This is a genomic window from Pedobacter sp. B4419 (genome assembly GCF_059693725.1).
In genome coordinates, this window is sequence record NZ_JCASSL010000001.1 from 2,692,654 (window position 1) to 2,707,536 (window position 14,883).

General features: G+C 41.2%; 15 protein-coding genes. 9 read left to right on the forward strand and 6 right to left on the reverse strand.

Annotation, left to right across the window (positions count from 1 at the left end; genetic code table 11):
* Positions 1–103 precede the first annotated feature (103 nt).
* From AC570H_RS11205 to AC570H_RS11220, 4 genes are all read left to right on the forward strand, one after another.
* Complete coding sequence (locus AC570H_RS11205; RefSeq protein WP_497354725.1) at positions 104–1,327, forward strand: exo-beta-N-acetylmuramidase NamZ family protein; 1,224 nt, start codon at positions 104–106, stop codon at positions 1,325–1,327.
* Between the two features lie 12 nt (positions 1,328–1,339).
* Positions 1,340–1,558, forward strand: coding sequence for a hypothetical protein (locus AC570H_RS11210; protein ID WP_497354727.1), 219 nt, complete (start codon positions 1,340–1,342; stop codon positions 1,556–1,558).
* 19 nt (positions 1,559–1,577) lie between these two features.
* The gene (locus tag AC570H_RS11215; protein ID WP_497354729.1) at positions 1,578–2,498 is read left to right on the forward strand and encodes a ketopantoate reductase family protein; all 921 of its coding nucleotides are present in this window, start codon (positions 1,578–1,580) and stop codon (positions 2,496–2,498) included.
* 67 nt (positions 2,499–2,565) lie between these two features.
* Complete coding sequence (locus AC570H_RS11220; RefSeq protein ID WP_497354731.1) at positions 2,566–2,925, forward strand: hypothetical protein; 360 nt, start codon at positions 2,566–2,568, stop codon at positions 2,923–2,925.
* A 3-nt stretch (positions 2,926–2,928) separates the two neighbouring features.
* Here the strand turns inward: AC570H_RS11220 and AC570H_RS11225 are convergent, their stop codons facing one another.
* Positions 2,929–3,969, reverse strand: a complete 1,041-nt coding sequence (locus tag AC570H_RS11225; RefSeq protein WP_497354733.1) for a DNA topoisomerase IB — start codon at positions 3,967–3,969, stop codon at positions 2,929–2,931.
* An 86-nt stretch (positions 3,970–4,055) separates the two neighbouring features.
* On the opposite strand from AC570H_RS11225, the gene fmt reads away from it, so the two are divergent.
* On the forward strand, positions 4,056–4,970 hold the full coding sequence (gene fmt, locus AC570H_RS11230; RefSeq protein WP_497354735.1) for a methionyl-tRNA formyltransferase: 915 nt from the start codon (positions 4,056–4,058) through the stop codon (positions 4,968–4,970).
* Between the two features lie 209 nt (positions 4,971–5,179).
* Here the strand turns inward: fmt and AC570H_RS11235 are convergent, their stop codons facing one another.
* The 3 genes from AC570H_RS11235 to AC570H_RS11245 all read right to left on the reverse strand — a co-directional run bounded on the left by AC570H_RS11235 (position 5,180) and on the right by AC570H_RS11245 (position 8,032).
* Entirely contained in the window at positions 5,180–5,923 is a 744-nt protein-coding gene (locus AC570H_RS11235; protein WP_497354737.1) for a hypothetical protein, read from the reverse strand.
* Between the two features lie 234 nt (positions 5,924–6,157).
* Complete coding sequence (locus tag AC570H_RS11240; protein ID WP_497354739.1) at positions 6,158–7,000, reverse strand: aminotransferase class IV; 843 nt, start codon at positions 6,998–7,000, stop codon at positions 6,158–6,160.
* Between the two features lie 3 nt (positions 7,001–7,003).
* The gene (locus AC570H_RS11245) at positions 7,004–8,032 is read right to left on the reverse strand and encodes an RluA family pseudouridine synthase (RefSeq protein ID WP_497354741.1); all 1,029 of its coding nucleotides are present in this window, start codon (positions 8,030–8,032) and stop codon (positions 7,004–7,006) included.
* A 205-nt stretch (positions 8,033–8,237) separates the two neighbouring features.
* Here AC570H_RS11245 and AC570H_RS11250 point away from each other — a divergent pair, with 205 nt between their 5' ends.
* Together AC570H_RS11250 and AC570H_RS11255 are read left to right on the forward strand one after the other, a co-directional pair.
* Positions 8,238–9,281 carry a DUF6588 family protein gene (locus AC570H_RS11250; RefSeq protein WP_497354743.1) on the forward strand — a complete coding sequence of 348 codons (1,044 nt, stop codon included), beginning with the start codon at positions 8,238–8,240 and terminating at the stop codon, positions 9,279–9,281.
* A gap of 56 nt (positions 9,282–9,337) precedes the next feature.
* Complete coding sequence (locus AC570H_RS11255; protein ID WP_497354745.1) at positions 9,338–10,216, forward strand: 1-aminocyclopropane-1-carboxylate deaminase/D-cysteine desulfhydrase; 879 nt, start codon at positions 9,338–9,340, stop codon at positions 10,214–10,216.
* A 20-nt stretch (positions 10,217–10,236) separates the two neighbouring features.
* Here AC570H_RS11255 and AC570H_RS11260 read toward each other — a convergent pair whose 3' ends face one another.
* Positions 10,237–12,003 (reverse strand): S41 family peptidase, encoded by a 1,767-nt coding sequence (locus AC570H_RS11260; RefSeq protein WP_497354747.1) that lies wholly within the window; start codon positions 12,001–12,003, stop codon positions 10,237–10,239.
* A 200-nt stretch (positions 12,004–12,203) separates the two neighbouring features.
* Here AC570H_RS11260 and AC570H_RS11265 point away from each other — a divergent pair, with 200 nt between their 5' ends.
* The gene (locus tag AC570H_RS11265) at positions 12,204–13,244 is read left to right on the forward strand and encodes a sensor histidine kinase (protein WP_497354749.1); all 1,041 of its coding nucleotides are present in this window, start codon (positions 12,204–12,206) and stop codon (positions 13,242–13,244) included.
* Positions 13,241–13,960, forward strand: coding sequence for a LytR/AlgR family response regulator transcription factor (locus AC570H_RS11270; protein WP_497354751.1), 720 nt, complete (start codon positions 13,241–13,243; stop codon positions 13,958–13,960). The genes AC570H_RS11265 and AC570H_RS11270 overlap by 4 nt, the downstream gene beginning before the upstream one ends.
* Before the next feature lie 167 nt (positions 13,961–14,127).
* On the opposite strand, the gene AC570H_RS11275 is transcribed toward AC570H_RS11270, so the two are convergent.
* Positions 14,128–14,322: a hypothetical protein gene (locus AC570H_RS11275; RefSeq protein ID WP_497354753.1), complete on the reverse strand. Its 195-nt coding sequence runs from the start codon at positions 14,320–14,322 to the stop codon at positions 14,128–14,130.
* Positions 14,323–14,883: the final 561 nt, after the last annotated feature.

The following is a 14,883-nucleotide window of genomic DNA, read 5'->3' on the forward strand; positions in this document are numbered from 1 at the left end:
CGCTATGAAATATTCTATATTCAAGTTTTGTAATAAATTGTAACTTAGCAAAAGTGCTAATTCAATTCCGAACTCGCACATAAATCTTAAAAAAACCTTTATAATGAAGAAACTTGCTGTTGTTTTTACATTTGTATTTGCAGTGTTGGCACTAACCGCTTGCAGCCAAGAACGTCAGATGAAAAAGCCTGGCGAAAAAGCCGGTTTGAAAACCGGAGCCGAGCAAACCGAAAAATACCTGCCACTTTTAAAAGGCAAACGTGTAGGAATGGTGGTTAATCCAACTTCTATTATCGGCAAACGCACTTCGGTAGACAGCTTATTGAAACGTGGCGTTAATATTGTAAAAATCTTCGGTCCTGAGCACGGCTTTAGGGGCGATGCCAGCGCTGGCGTTCACGTAGACGACGCCGTTGATGCCAAAACAGGCATTAAGGTAGTTTCTCTTTATGGCAAACACAGCACGCCAACCCAAGAAGAATTAGCAGACATCGACATCATGATTTTCGACATCCAGGATGTTGGCGTACGTTTTTATACCTATATCAATACTTTGCAGCACGTAATGGAGGCCTGTGCGCAAAACAACAAGGAATTGATGATTTTTGACCGCCCGAATCCAAATGGCTTTTATATTGATGGTCCGATTTTGGATCCGCGCTTTAAATCAGGCATTGGCGTACAGCCTATTCCAATTGTACATGGCTTAACCATTGCCGAATATGCACAAATGCTCAATGGAGAAGGCTGGCTGAAAGATAAGCTCAAATGCAAGCTGAACATCATCAAAAATGCGAACTACAACCACGATATGCCTTACGAGTTGCCGGTTAAGCCATCGCCGAACCTAAATACGCAGCAGGCTATTTTACTGTACCCAACAACTTGCTTGTTCGAGGGCATTTACCTTAACCATGGCCGTGGCACCCAGTTTCCTTTTACCGTAATTGGTGCACCTTATTTAAAGGGTATTTATTCTTTCTCTTATACCCCTACCAGCATTAAAGGCATGGCTGAAACGCCTTTGTTCCAAGACCAGGTTTGCTATGGGCTGGATTTGAGAAATTACGATGTTTCAAACTTTAGGAAGACTAAAATGTTAAACCTAAGCTGGATCATCGAACTGTACAAAGCTTCGCCTAAAAAAGAAGATTTCTTTAACAACAAGCTGAGCAAAGAGATGGGCACCATCGAAAAATTAGTTGGTGTAGATACATTCAGACAGCAGATTATTGCCGGAAAATCTGAAAAAGAAATCCGCGCAAGCTGGGAACCAGGATTAAGCAAGTATAAACAAATGCGTAAAAAGTACTTGCTCTATCCATAAATAGACAAGTTTATGAACAAGGAATCCGTTAAAAAGAGCAATAAGCCTGCAAGCAATTTTCAGGAACCGCAGCCAAAGGGCAAAGTGCCAAAAGGCGACCAAGCGGTTAAAAAGGAAGAAGATAAGGTTTATAAGGAAAAGCCTGCAACCAGCAAGGCTAAAAATCCAGCTAAGCAGCGAGAAGAAAGCGAACAGCCTGTGCATCCTGTTAAAAAAGCACCAAAAAAATAGTTAATCAAAACATCCCTAAGTGTCTGAAAAAACCAAAATAGTTATTGCCGGCATTGGTGGCGTAGGGGGATACTTTGGTGGCCTGCTTGCCAAAAAATACGAGAACAGTGCTGTAGAGGTATCTTTTATTGCCCGTGGCGAACACCTGAACCAAATTAAGCAACAGGGTTTAAAGGTAATTAAAGGCGATGATTCATTTATCGCCAAACCTTATTTAGCCACAGCCGATGCCACAACAATTGGCCTGGCCGATTATATTATCATTTGCACCAAAAACTATGATTTGTCAACCATAATCGAGCAATTAAGGCCCTGCATAAGTCCAGCTACGGTTGTATTGCCTTTGTTAAACGGCATTGAAGGCGTAGAAAAAATCAGGGCACTCTTACCCGATGTACTGGTGCCATCGGGATGTGTTTACATCGTTTCGGCCATTAAAGAACCTGGTGTGGTAGAGAACATTGGCAATCAGCAAAAACTATTTTTTGGATTGGATGACACTGCTGATGAACGCTTAAACCGCCTCGAGCATTTATTAAAAGAAGCGGGAATTGAAGCCACTTTATCAACCGATATTTCAAAAATCATTTGGCAAAAATTCATTTTTCTGTCCTCTTTAGCCACGGCTACCTCCTATTTTGACCAATCGGTTGGTCAATTATTGCAAGAAAAACGGGAAGTTTTAACCAGTTTAATTGCAGAAGTTACAGCTTTGGCAAAAACAAAAGGCATTGAGGTAGATCCGGCAATCCTAGAAAAATCCATTGCTCATTACGAAATGCTGCCTTTTGACGCCACCTCTTCCATGCATCGCGATTTTACGGCCTCAAAGCAAACCGAACTCGAATCGTTAACGGGCTATGTGGTTAAACAGGCTGAAATGCTCCACATCGCAGCACCTAACTTTAAGAGTGCCTACTCACAATTACTCGCTAAATAATTGAGCTTAATCTATTCGGATTTAGTGAATTTTAATTATACTTGGTTAACCAAACCAAACGATTTCCATGGACAATGAAGAATCTGCGCCAACGCGTGAAGAATTGAAGAGAAAGGCTTATACTGAAGGCCTTAAGCTTTCTAGGTCAGGAATGGATAGAGAGGTAATTTATGCAAGATTAGAAAAACAAGGAATTCCAGAAGACCTGATTTTTGAGGTCATCGAAAACCTGTATGCGCAAAGAAAAGTAGAACATATCAAACAGAATGTAGAGCCATTTTATAATGTGGCATTGATAAAAATTGGCTTAGGCGTAGCTTTTGCAATAGTTTCATACCTCCTCTTACCTGGTCAGATTATTATTCCTGTCGGATTTATTTTAGGAGGCATCATTTGGGCATTCATCTTAAAAGGCCGAATGAAATAAGGGCTAATGATGCTCTTTCTTCAAAAACTGCAACAATATCTTTTCATCATTACGTATTGCGTCTTTATTTGTGCTGACTTCAATATTGATTTTTTTGAGATAAGGTTGCAAACGGTCTTCTTCAAAAGCCGTTAACAATTGTGGATAAACATAAGCACTTTTACAAACAGCCCTCGTGTTGCCCAATTTGCCCGCCACACAATCAAGCATCTCTACAATAATCTTTTGCTTAGACATTTCTGGATATCGTTGGGTTAAACAAGCCAACTGCCTTAACGCCTCCAAGGTACCGCCCCAAGTCCTGAAATCTTTGGCCGTAAAATCGCTACCCGTTATTTCCCTGATATAATTGTTGATCATTCCCGAATCGATGGCTTTATGCGTTGTGCCTTGTGTATAAAACTGAAAAAGCTCCTGTCCGGGAATGTCCTTGCATTTTTTAACCAATTTGGCCAAGTTTTTATCGTTCAGCTCCACTTCTTGACTAACGCCCTTTTTGCCCACGAAAGTGAGAAAAGACCGATTGCCTTCCTGCTTAAAATGTTTATCCCGCAAGGTGCTCAAACCATAACTTCCATAAGCTTTTTTATAGCTTTCGTTCCCAATCCTGATTAAAGTCTCTTCAATTACACGCAAACTAATGGCCAGCACTTTTCTTTCGTCGAAGGCTTTTCTTCTCAGGTCTTTGGCAATTTGCAGACGGGCTTTGGGCAGTGCCTTGCCAAACTCCAGCAGCCTAAAATACTTATGGTCGGCCCGTCTGGTAGTCCAATCTGGATGGTAGCGGTATTGTTTTCTTCCGGCAACATCAAGACCTGTTGCCTGCAAATAGCCATTCTTTTTGGGCGAAATCCATACCTCGGTCCAGGCTGGAGGCAGTACCAATTTCTTGATGCGCTCTAGATCAGCCTCGCTTTTAAGCCGGTTGCCCTTGGTATCTTCATAATAGAATTTGCCTGGCTTACCTTTTCTATAAAACCCTGGCATAGCCGGATTAACGTAAACCAGGTGGCTTGAATTGATTACTTCTTCGGTTGAAACCATAGGGACAGCGAACAATTTGAGTGATTTTTTTTAGTTTTGTACTAAACAGCAATGCGGTTTTGTGTGCTGGGAATAACAATACAAATATGAAAATAGTTTTTATGGGTACGCCCGATTTTGCCGTTGCCTCTTTAGATGCCCTGCTACAGGCCGGATTGGATGTTGTTGCTGTAGTAACAGGAGCAGATAAGCCTGCCGGACGTGGACAAAAGCTGAGCGAAAGCGCCGTAAAAAAATATGCTGTTGAAAAGGGAGTTCCCGTACTGCAGCCACTTAAGCTGAAAGACCCCGAGTTTATTGAAGCCCTTAAAGCGCTTAAGGCCGATCTGCAGGTGGTAGTTGCCTTTAGGATGCTGCCGGAAGTGGTTTGGAATATGCCACCCAAAGGCACCATTAACCTGCATGCCTCTTTGCTACCTCAATACCGTGGCGCCGCCCCAATTAATCATGTTATCATCAATGGAGAGAAGGAAAGTGGCGTAACCACTTTTTTCCTCAAACAGGAAATTGATACCGGCGATATTATCTTTTCTGATTCTGTGGCCATTGGCGACGATGAAACTGCAGGTTCACTGCATGATAAATTAATGGAACTGGGTGCGAGTTTATTGGTTAAAACCGTAAAAGCCATCGAAGCTAACGATTACAACGAAGTACCGCAGCCACACAGCGAGGAGCTTAAAATGGCGCCAAAAATTTTTAAGGAATTTTGCAAGGTCGACTGGAACCAGCCTACTCAAATTGTTTATAACCACATTAGAGGCCTGAGCCCCTATCCTGCAGCGTTTACCATATTTAACGAAAAGACCTTAAAAATATTCGGTGCGAACTTGGAAGAAAAAGAACCTGGCATTTCTGCCGGAGCCTTTTTAACCGATGGAAAAACCTATCTTAAATTTGCAACGAAAGACGGTTTCTTAAAGTTGAACGATATCCAATACGAAGGCAAGAAGCGAATGCCAATTGAAGAATTTTTAAGGGGAATGCGGCTATTAAGCTAATAGTCCATAGTCGACGGTTAGTGGCCGATGGTCCATAGCCTATAGTCTATGATCGATAGTCTGTAGTCAAAAAACTGTCATTGCGAGGAGAGTAACGACAAAGCAATCTAGTTACCGGTTGACCGTTTGCAATTGACTAATCAGCAAATGAACTAATGACATCAATAAACAAACAGGCTTGCCATTGGCCTGCCTGTTTGTTTATTGGACTATCGGTTATAGTTTTCGATAGCCCTTTCTATATTTTTCTTGCCAGATTCTTGGATGAGGTAGCCTCCTACGGTTAAACCGAGGCCAGCTCCCATCAAAACGTAGCTTCCCGTGTAATTGCGATCGCCAAGCTCTTTCCATCCTGTATTAGGATTGTTTTTAAAGTCATTGCCCGAAAGAAAAGTAATGGCACCAGCAATAATTGCTGCTCCAGCCGCAACATACATGATGGTACCCGTATTCTTGCTGCTCCGGTAGCTTTTTAACAGGTCCAAACTTTTCGGATTGTCGGCCATCGCTTCGCTGAGGTTGTTATAATTTACTCTTTTCAAATCTAAAAAACCCTTATTAAAAAACATTCGGGTGTTCACCACTTGTCGCCTGTAGGCTCTAAACCTATAATAGTCTGTCTCCACAGGAACATCGTCATAAACTACTTGTTGATAAAGGTTAATTTTCCCTTCAATAATCCTCTCGGCAAACGAGGCCTCTCCAAAAAAATTGAGTTTCCTGGTATTGGCAAAAAAACCGTCTTCATTGCTAAAGAACTTGACTTGTGCAGTAGGCACTCGCCGAGAATCGGCCCTTAAGGTCCAAGAACCTGCAAAATCGGGACGAAGCCTGATCTTTTGGGCATAAACCGTGGAATCGGAATAGAAGTACATAAAGTTTTTGGATTCGTTCACTTGCGAACGAGCGTTTAGGCCATAGCAAGCCATCACGATAATGAGTAATTTTTTCATTTCGGTTAAATTTGTGTGTAACCAATATTACTAAAATTTTAGGTTAATTTCAATGGTTGGGTTGTAATATGGAAGAGGTAAGATGGGAGATGGAAGAGGGGTTGGTTTATAATTTATGGTCCTTAGTGCAAGGATCGTCATTGCGAGCCGACTTTTATCAGCGAAGCAATCTTTTTTTAGAAAATTCAGTTTGCAATTCACCAATAACTAATCCTTTAATCAGCCAATAACAAACTAATGAACCAGTGAATTTAACTTCTCGCTCAACATTTTCGCCACTTCGTTAAAATAGCGCTTTTTGCCATAGCCCATTACCCAACGGATGCCACTCACGGCATTGGTTACAAATACTTCTTCGGCTTCCTTTAAAATCTCCGGACTAATTTGTGCTTCGATCAAGGGCAACTGATGGGTTTTGGCCAATTGCAATACAACGTTGCGCATTACTCCTGCCACGCATCCTTCGGATAAGGCCGGCGTATAGATCTGCTTCTGATAAACTACAAATACATTAGAGCTCATGCTTTCGCACAAAAAGCCATTTTGGTTCAAGATCAGGGTTTCATCCAGGCGGTGCTGTTTTTGGTACAACGCAGCCATTACATACAACAATGCATTACTGGTTTTGTAATTGGACAATTTATTGATGGGCTTAGCAATTTCATCGTACACATCGATGATCAAGCCTTTTTTATTCAGCTCATAGTAAGGCTCTTCCAAGGGCTTGCATTCTAAAAGATAGCCTACTTTGTTGCTTTGTGGAGTATATAATCCTTCACCATCCCTGTAAATCGAAAGGCGAAAGCGGGCATTACCACTCATTTTATTTTTCTTGAGCAACTCAGTGGTTTTTTGTTTCAGAAAATAATCGTCGAGCAGGGCGTAGCCTTCCATCTTTAAAGCCTTCATTCCGGCCTTTAGTCTATCGGCATGCAAAGTTGCAAATTGGAGCTTGCCGTTGCACAGGCGCATCGATTCGAACAGTCCGTCGCCAAACTTAAAGCCACGGTTACTCGATTTGATTATCGCTTCGTCTGCGGCAAAAAACTCGTCGTTATGCAAAATGTATTGCGACATCTCTTATTGTGCTTGTAAAGAATAATTACGCCATTTAGTTAAAACGGCTTCAAAATCAGCCGGCAAAGGAGCTTCAAATTCCAAGTATTGCTTGGTAGTGGGATGAATAAAGCCCAAAGTTTGTGCATGTAGCGCCTGGCGCGGCATCAGCTCAAAACAATTAGCCACAAACTGCTTGTATTTGGCAAACGTAGTTCCTTTTAAAATCTTATCGCCACCATAATTGGCATCGCTAAACAAAGGATGTCCGATGTGTTGCATATGCGCCCTGATCTGATGGGTACGGCCGGTTTCTAATTGGCAACTAACGAGCGTGACATAGCCCAGGCGCTCCAATACCGAATAATTAGTTACCGACCATTTCCCTTTTTCTTCGTCATCATACATATCCATCACAATCCTGTTTTTCAGGCTTCGGCCAATGTAGCCTTCTACCCTGCCGTCTTTTTCTATATCGCCCCAAGCCAAGGCAACGTATTTTCGGGTAATGCTATGGTCGAAAAACTGCTTGGCCAATTTGGTCATCGTAATTTCGTTCTTGCTGATGAGCAAAAGCCCAGAGGTATCTTTATCAATCCGATGTACCAATCCGGGCCGGCCATCATTGCCTGGCAAAGTGGGCAGCTGCTCAAAATGATAGGCCAAAGCATTAACCAATGTACCTGTATAGTTATTAAAACCTGGATGCACCACCATTCCCGCAGGTTTATTTACCACCAAAAGGTCTTCGTCTTCATAAACGATATCCAATGGAATATTTTCTGGATAAACTTCGGTATCGCGGGGCGGATGGGCAAATACGATGGAAATTTCATCAAATGGCTTTACCTTATAGCTTGATTTGATTGTTTTCTTATTGACCAGTACATTACCCGCATCAATGGCATTTTGAATCCGATTACGGGAGGCATTCTCTATCCGGTGCATTAAAAACTTGTCGATTCGCAACAAAGACTGTCCTTTATCTACAACAATATTAAAATGCTCAAATAGGTCCTGCTCTTCTTCCTGCTCAATATTATGGTTTTCCATGCCACAAAAATAGGATTAACAATTTGATAATACCGAAAAAAACAAATTGGCTCGCTATTTGTTTATACAGCACTTATAAAGAACTAAATAGGTGGGCGTATGAAAAATTTTACTCAAAATGTTAAGATTATCTTAAACTTTTTTCCTTATCTGATCAGGAAGATCTACTTCAAACACTGATTGGATTTTTAAACAGGTATAGAAGATGAAAACTAAATCATCCGCGCTTAAGATAACTCTCATCCTAAGCGCTTTTTTATTTCCTTTCCAGTTGATGGCCCAAAAAGATGTGGAAGGCTTATTTAAGTCTGGGCCCGAAGATGCAACAAAATTAATCAATGCTTACATGAACCCTTTGTTCAAGGGTTTGGGCGTCGGTTTAAATTCAGGTTGGAACAATACAGCCAAGAGGCAAGGTTTTTTGCGTTTTGATTTGCGCTTTACGGCAACTTTGGCTTTTGTGCCTTCTTCAGACCGTTCTTATGATGTAAATACGCTTGGTCTGCAAAACATCAGACCGGCTACTCCTGGCGGACCAAGTACAGGTCCTACGGCTTTTGGCGATAATAACAGCGGTGCCAATATGCGTTTATACTACAATGGAACCCCAACCAACGAAACTTTTAACCTGCCTCAGGGCTCTGGTTTAAATTTTGTGCCATCTCCGCAGGTTCAGTTAACGGTAGGCCTGCCTAGAAATATTGATGTTTCGCTTCGCTATGTACCAAAGATCAAACTGGGTAGCGACGCTGGAAAAATCGACATGTTTGGTATTGGTGCCAAAGCAGAGCTGTTTCCGCTAATTTTGGGCAAAAGAGAAAACCTGATTCCCTTTAATTTAGCCATTGCCTTAGGCTTTACCCGCCTTAACTACAGCCTGCCCCTGCACGTAAATACAAGTGCATCCAATTCAAATCAGGAATTGGACATTAAAGTCAACGGGTTTAGCTCAGAGCTGATTGTTTCTAAAAAACTATTGGCATTTACCCCATTTGCAAGCATAGGCTATAACAGCGCCAATTCAACTTTAAGGGCATTGGGAAGCTACCAATTCAGCACCCCTACTTTGCTCGATCCTAACAAAACGACCACGTTTAACGACCCTATAGCTATTAAAAATGACTTGGATGGATTTAGAGCCAGCCTTGGCTTTCAATTAGATCTCGCTTTTTTAAGGCTTTATGCCTCTTACACAGCTACCAAATACCAATATGTAAATGCAGGTATTGGCTTTGGCTTCGGCAAATAGCCTAAAAATTTTAAAACCTCGGCAAAAAAGCTTCTCTTTGGTGGAGCTTTTTGTTTATGCAAATCTACAGTCCCATTCAAGCCATCAATTTTGAGCACCTCAAGCAAGTTTGGGTGAAGCGGGATGATCTGATCGATCCTTATATTTCGGGCAATAAGTGGCGAAAACTGAAATACATCTTGGCCGATGCCCAAAGCAAGGATAAAAAGCATTTGGTAACCTTTGGCGGCGCCTATTCTAACCATTTGGTAGCTACGGCAGCTGTTGCTTCGAGAAACGGACTTAAGGCCACAGCTTTTGTTCGTGGCGAAACGGTTCACAACGAAATGCTGCTGCTCTGCAAACTCTTTGGCATGCACTTGATTTTTGTAGACCGGGAAAGCTATAAAGACAAGCAACAGCTATTTGACAGATATTTCGGTAAAGATGCGGAAGCCTATTTCATAGATGAGGGCGGAGCCAGTACCCAAGCGGTACAAGGTTGCGCTGAAATCATCGACGAGTTGTCCATACAATATGACCATATTTTTTGTGCGGCAGGCACCGGCACTACTGCTGCAGGATTACTGAAGGGCATTTACAAGCAAAACTTAGCTACCCAGCTTCATGTAGTTCCTGTGCTCAAAGGTGGCCAATTTATCGCCTCTGAAATAGCTAAATACGAAAGCAAGCTCAATCAGCTCAGCCTTCATAACGATTATCATTTTGGTGGCTATGCCAAAACCACACCCGAACTGTTACAGTTTATGAAGGATTTCATTGCGCAAACAGGCTTATTGGTCGATCCTGTATATACTGCAAAACTCTTCTTTGCCATTAACGATTTGGCCAAAAATGGTGCTTTTGAAAAAGACGCCAAGATATTAGCCATCCATACTGGGGGCTTGTTGGGCATTTGGGGAATGCAAGAAAAGCTAGCCCAGATTTTGAGCTAGCTTGAACCTTACATTTGCGTTTATTTGATTTTGTTGATATAGTCGATCGCTTTTTGTAGTTGCACATCTGTACCTGATGCAATTTCTGCTACGCTTGGTTTAAATTCGATATCAGGGATTATGCCTATTCTTTGTGTTTCTTTTCCGTTCGGATAAAAAATACCATTGCCTGTAAATGCAAACTCATAGCCTCCCGGTAAATTCAATTGCTTCTCATCGCCATCGGCACCGGCAGTTTGGCTGCCCAAAACAATCGTTTTATTATTAATCTGACGTAACATCATGGAAAACCACTCGCCCATGCTCTGTGTATTTTCGTTGGTTAGGATTACAATTTTGCCGGTATACAAATCGCCCATTGGCTTAATGTCTTTAGAGAGATAATCCTCTATGGCTTCCTGTTTTACAAAAGTACCCGGATTTTTAAGCCCTGCACGATAATAGCGAGCGAAATAAAAGGCTGGCTTGCCCAAAGCTGTCGGCAAAAAATAATAGAACAGCCCCGGTGCCTGCGGATAATTACGCATATCGAAAATGATCGCTTTTTTACTTTTCAATTGTTTTGAAAATTCCATTAAAGCGGCATCATCTTCTGGCAAGCCTGTCTCCATAAAATTACCAGCTCTTACAACTGCAATATTGCCATTTAGTTCTTCGTAGCCCTTAGGCGCCCATCTTTCATTTAATTTTGCTTTAAAGTAGGCATTAATCAGGGCAACATGGTTTTTATTGCTTCGTTCTAGCATTTCTAATTTCAGCTCTAACAATGCATTGCCTCTGCGTACCTTTACTGTTAAGGTTTTACTGGGCAAATCACCAAAAGCGAAAGCAGTTCCTTTAAAATCGGTTGAAAGGTGGCGCTGTTTTACCGCATAGTTAGAAGCCGGCAACAAGGCGCTGCGTTCTTTTAGCCACTGTTCTGTAGCTGTTCCGTTGATTTCCACAATCTGATCACCAACTTTGATAGCCGAGGCCTTGGCCAAAGAATCATTCAAAAAATTCTTCACTACAATTGTCCATTGGTCAACCTGATAGTCGAATGGCGGATAATAGACCAGTTTAAAGATTTTTGGCAAGGTTTTCATCTGCCCAATAAATCCACCAGCATGAGTATCATTAATGGCGCTTTCTAGTGTCAATACTGCTTTTTCATAGCTCATTCTCGAATCGACAGCCCTAAACATCGGGATAGATTCTGCTAATACATCACACCAGTTTCGGCCAATCACGTATTTATAAGGAAACAGGTATTCGATAGCTGCCCAGGCTTTGGCCAAGGCCAATAAATTCATGGCTTCGCTTTTAAAATCATAATCAGCGTATACAGGTTCGTTAGGCACCAATCCAGCGTTTTTGCCATCTGCCGAAATGTAATAGTGCTTGCCAGTTGCATTTGTATTGCTAACCAACAGCTTCAATTCTGATTGCAGGTTTTTGGGATAAGCTTTTATCCAGTCATAATTTAGGTTTTTATTAAGGTATAGCGCTTTATCGTTTATTGGTTTAACTTTGGTTACTCCAATTGTGTTTTCTTTCAGCAAAGCCAATAGTTGTTCGTTACAGGTAGCTTCGTCGGCTTTGCTTACCGAAGCGACGTTGGCTAGAAATACCTTGTCGGCATCGAACTTGCCACTTATGCCTTGGGGAGATTTATACTTGATCAAAGCCCATACCTGGATAAATTTCTGAATATTCTTTTCCTGTTGTAGGCTTGTTTGTGCTTTTGCTTTCAGGCCAAAGCTCATTAAAATTGTAAATAGAATAATATGGATTGCTTTCGTTTTCATGTTCTTAGTTTTGATGTCTCAAAGGTGGAGCATCTTTAACGCCTCGACAAAAGCGATTGACGAAAGCCCAAAACTCCTTGACAAGAGTTAGATTTTCGCGTTAGGCCCTAAGTGTGGAAAATGAAGCATTTCGTCAATGAAATTTGGCTTTTGGTGTATTCTATTTGATGAGGCCATCATTTTTAGCTTATTTTTAAGCCATGAAGAAGCATAACATCCGCTACCTGCATATCGGTTACTGGTTACTGGTATTTGTTCAGGTATTATTGGTAGCCCTAGGCACCGGTGTTTTAGGCAGTCAAATAGACTGGGGTTTATTTTTGCGTATTGTGCTTCCCGTTAAGCTCATTCAAACAGCTTGTTCCGTAGCATTTTTCTATGTGAACTATCTTTTGCTTGTGCCTTATTGCTTAAAGAAAGGCAACATTTTTAAATACGTTCTTTCGCTTTTAGGCGCGATATTAACTTTTGCGCCCTTGTATTATTACCTCGAACAGCATTTTTATCCATCTATAGGCTGGAAAAGCTATGAAATAGACCTCAGTTTTTTATCCGCAGCGATGATTGTAGTCAGTGCTAACTTCATCCACATCTTTTTAGGCTTGTTGCTGAGCTATCTAATGGACTGGCGAACCATGCGCGTGGAGAAAGAGATCGCCGAAAAGGAGCAGTTCAAAACCGAACTGGCTTTTTTGAAATCACAGGTAAACCCTCATTTTTTGTTCAATACCATTAACGATATTTATTCACTCACCCAACGGCAAAGTGAGGAAGCGCCTGATGCCCTGCTTAAACTCTCTGAGCTGTTGCGTTACATGTTGCGAGAAAGCGATGACACGCATGTGCCCTTGGCCAAGGAAATCGAATACCTTGAAAATGTGATCGAACTGCAGCGCATTGGCCAAAAAGGAATGTCGTTTATCAATTTTAAGGTAGAAGGACAAGTTACGAATCAGAAAATCGCACCCCTAATTTTGATCAATTTTATTGAAAATGCCTTTAAGCATGGTGTTTTTAAAGACGAAAGCGAGCCTATCCTAATCGAACTGGGCATAACCGAAAATCAATTTCACATGCGTGTAAGGAATAAGGTCAATACCTTAAAAAAAGATAAGACGGGTGGCATAGGCTTGGTGAATGTAAAAAGACGTCTTGCCTTGATTTATCCGCAAAAACATGAACTGCTGATTGACCAACAAAACAGTACCTTTACCGTTGACCTCAAAATAGACTTGTTATGATCCGTTGCCTAATTGTTGATGATAAACCCTTGGCCATAGATGTACTGAAGCACCATTTAACCAAAGTCCCGTTTTTGGAATTGGCCTACAGTACAACCGATCCGTTAGAGGCGCTCAATAAAGTAATCGAGGGTGGCATAGACTTGGTTTTCTTAGACATTCAAATGCCTGAATTGAGCGGGCTTCAGTTCATGAAGATTGTTAAGGATAAATGCCAGGTCATCTTAACTACCGCTTATACAGAATATGCGCTGGAGGGTTTTGAAAACAACGTGATTGATTATTTATTGAAACCCGTTTCTTTCGAGCGTTTCTATAAAGCCGCAGAAAAGGCCCAATTTGTGTTGAATGCATTGGCAGAAAAGAATGCTCCTTTACCTTTACCTGTATCAGCACCTAGCGACAAAGAGATAGATCATATTTTTGTTAAAACCGAATATAAACTCGTCCGTGTAAACACAGCAGATATCCTTTATATAGAAGGGATGCAAAACTATATCGTGATTTGTACCAGCACCGAGAAAATCACCAGTTTGCAGACAATGAAAAAAACAGAGGAACAGTTGCCTAGTCCGCAGTTTTTAAGGGTGCATAAATCTTTTATCGTGGCATTGAACAAGATCAGCAGCGTTGAGCGCAACCGCATTTATATTGCCGATCAGGTAATTGCCTTGGGCGATATTTACCGGGATGCCTTTTACAATGCGATTTCTTAGTCTTGTACGAATTGTCCATAGTCTATAAGTCTATAGTCAAAATACTAAAAGCGTTATCATCCAAGCAAGCGAAGGATCTGTAAAGAAAATAGCTGACGATTGTCAGTTATCAGTAACCAGCTCAGCAAATAAACCCATGATCAATGAGCCAATCAGCCAATGAATGGCTAATAACTCGGCTTGACCTTTGTAGCCGTTTTCTTATTATCAACAATAACTGGTTCGAAAGCTACCTCGTCGAGGATTTCTACTTCATGTGGACAATCTTCTTTTGAGAAAGCATATTCCTCGTGGGTTGTATTGTCTTTGATGTTTCCCATTCCTTTTGAAGAATTGAAACTAATTACTACTCCATACCTCATCGCACTCGTTCTAAATTCAAGGTAAGGTACGTCATTTAATCGGTAGTCTATAGTATTTTAGTTCATGGTTAATAGTTGATGGTCAATAGCCAGTCGTCATTGCGAACGCGCGAAGCAATCTCCCTAAACCAACTTGTCATCCAGAGCAAAGCGAAGGATCTCTAAAGAACCTTATCCAACTCAGATTTCTCCTCACGTTGGAATGACAAACCAGTTTACAATTGGCAATTCTCAGTAAATTAAAGACACTAACGGCTAATGAACCAATGCAATGCTTTGAACAACCCTTCATTCATTAGTGATTAAAAAACACCACATAGGCACATAGAAAATTTAAGATGGCAACCAGTTTACAATTGGCAGTTCTCAGTAAATTAAAGACACTAACGGCTAATGAACTAATGCGATGCTTTGAATAACCCTTCATTCATTAATGATTAAACACCACATAGGCACATCGAAAATTTAAGATGAAATCCGTTTACAATTGGCAATTCTCAGTAAATAAAGGCACAAATGAACTAATCAGCCAATGAACTAATCAGCCAATGAAAAGCTTCG

Bases quoted from the DNA above. Each gene is read 5' to 3' on its own strand.
- AC570H_RS11205 (WP_497354725.1), top strand. From the start codon at position 104: ATGAAGAAACTTGCTGTTGTTTTTACATTTGTATTTGCAGTGTTGGCA.
- AC570H_RS11210 (WP_497354727.1), top strand. From the start codon at position 1,340: ATGAACAAGGAATCCGTTAAAAAGAGCAATAAGCCTGCAAGCAATTTT.
- AC570H_RS11220 (WP_497354731.1), top strand. From the start codon at position 2,566: ATGGACAATGAAGAATCTGCGCCAACGCGTGAAGAATTGAAGAGAAAG.
- AC570H_RS11225 (WP_497354733.1), bottom strand. From the start codon at position 3,969: ATGGTTTCAACCGAAGAAGTAATCAATTCAAGCCACCTGGTTTACGTT.
- fmt (WP_497354735.1), top strand. From the start codon at position 4,056: ATGAAAATAGTTTTTATGGGTACGCCCGATTTTGCCGTTGCCTCTTTA.
- AC570H_RS11235 (WP_497354737.1), bottom strand. From the start codon at position 5,923: ATGAAAAAATTACTCATTATCGTGATGGCTTGCTATGGCCTAAACGCT.
- AC570H_RS11240 (WP_497354739.1), bottom strand. From the start codon at position 7,000: ATGTCGCAATACATTTTGCATAACGACGAGTTTTTTGCCGCAGACGAA.
- AC570H_RS11245 (WP_497354741.1), bottom strand. From the start codon at position 8,032: ATGGAAAACCATAATATTGAGCAGGAAGAAGAGCAGGACCTATTTGAG.
- AC570H_RS11250 (WP_497354743.1), top strand. From the start codon at position 8,238: ATGAAAACTAAATCATCCGCGCTTAAGATAACTCTCATCCTAAGCGCT.
- AC570H_RS11255 (WP_497354745.1), top strand. From the start codon at position 9,338: ATGCAAATCTACAGTCCCATTCAAGCCATCAATTTTGAGCACCTCAAG.
- AC570H_RS11260 (WP_497354747.1), bottom strand. From the start codon at position 12,003: ATGAAAACGAAAGCAATCCATATTATTCTATTTACAATTTTAATGAGC.
- AC570H_RS11265 (WP_497354749.1), top strand. From the start codon at position 12,204: ATGAAGAAGCATAACATCCGCTACCTGCATATCGGTTACTGGTTACTG.
- AC570H_RS11270 (WP_497354751.1), top strand. From the start codon at position 13,241: ATGATCCGTTGCCTAATTGTTGATGATAAACCCTTGGCCATAGATGTA.
- AC570H_RS11275 (WP_497354753.1), bottom strand. From the start codon at position 14,322: ATGAGGTATGGAGTAGTAATTAGTTTCAATTCTTCAAAAGGAATGGGA.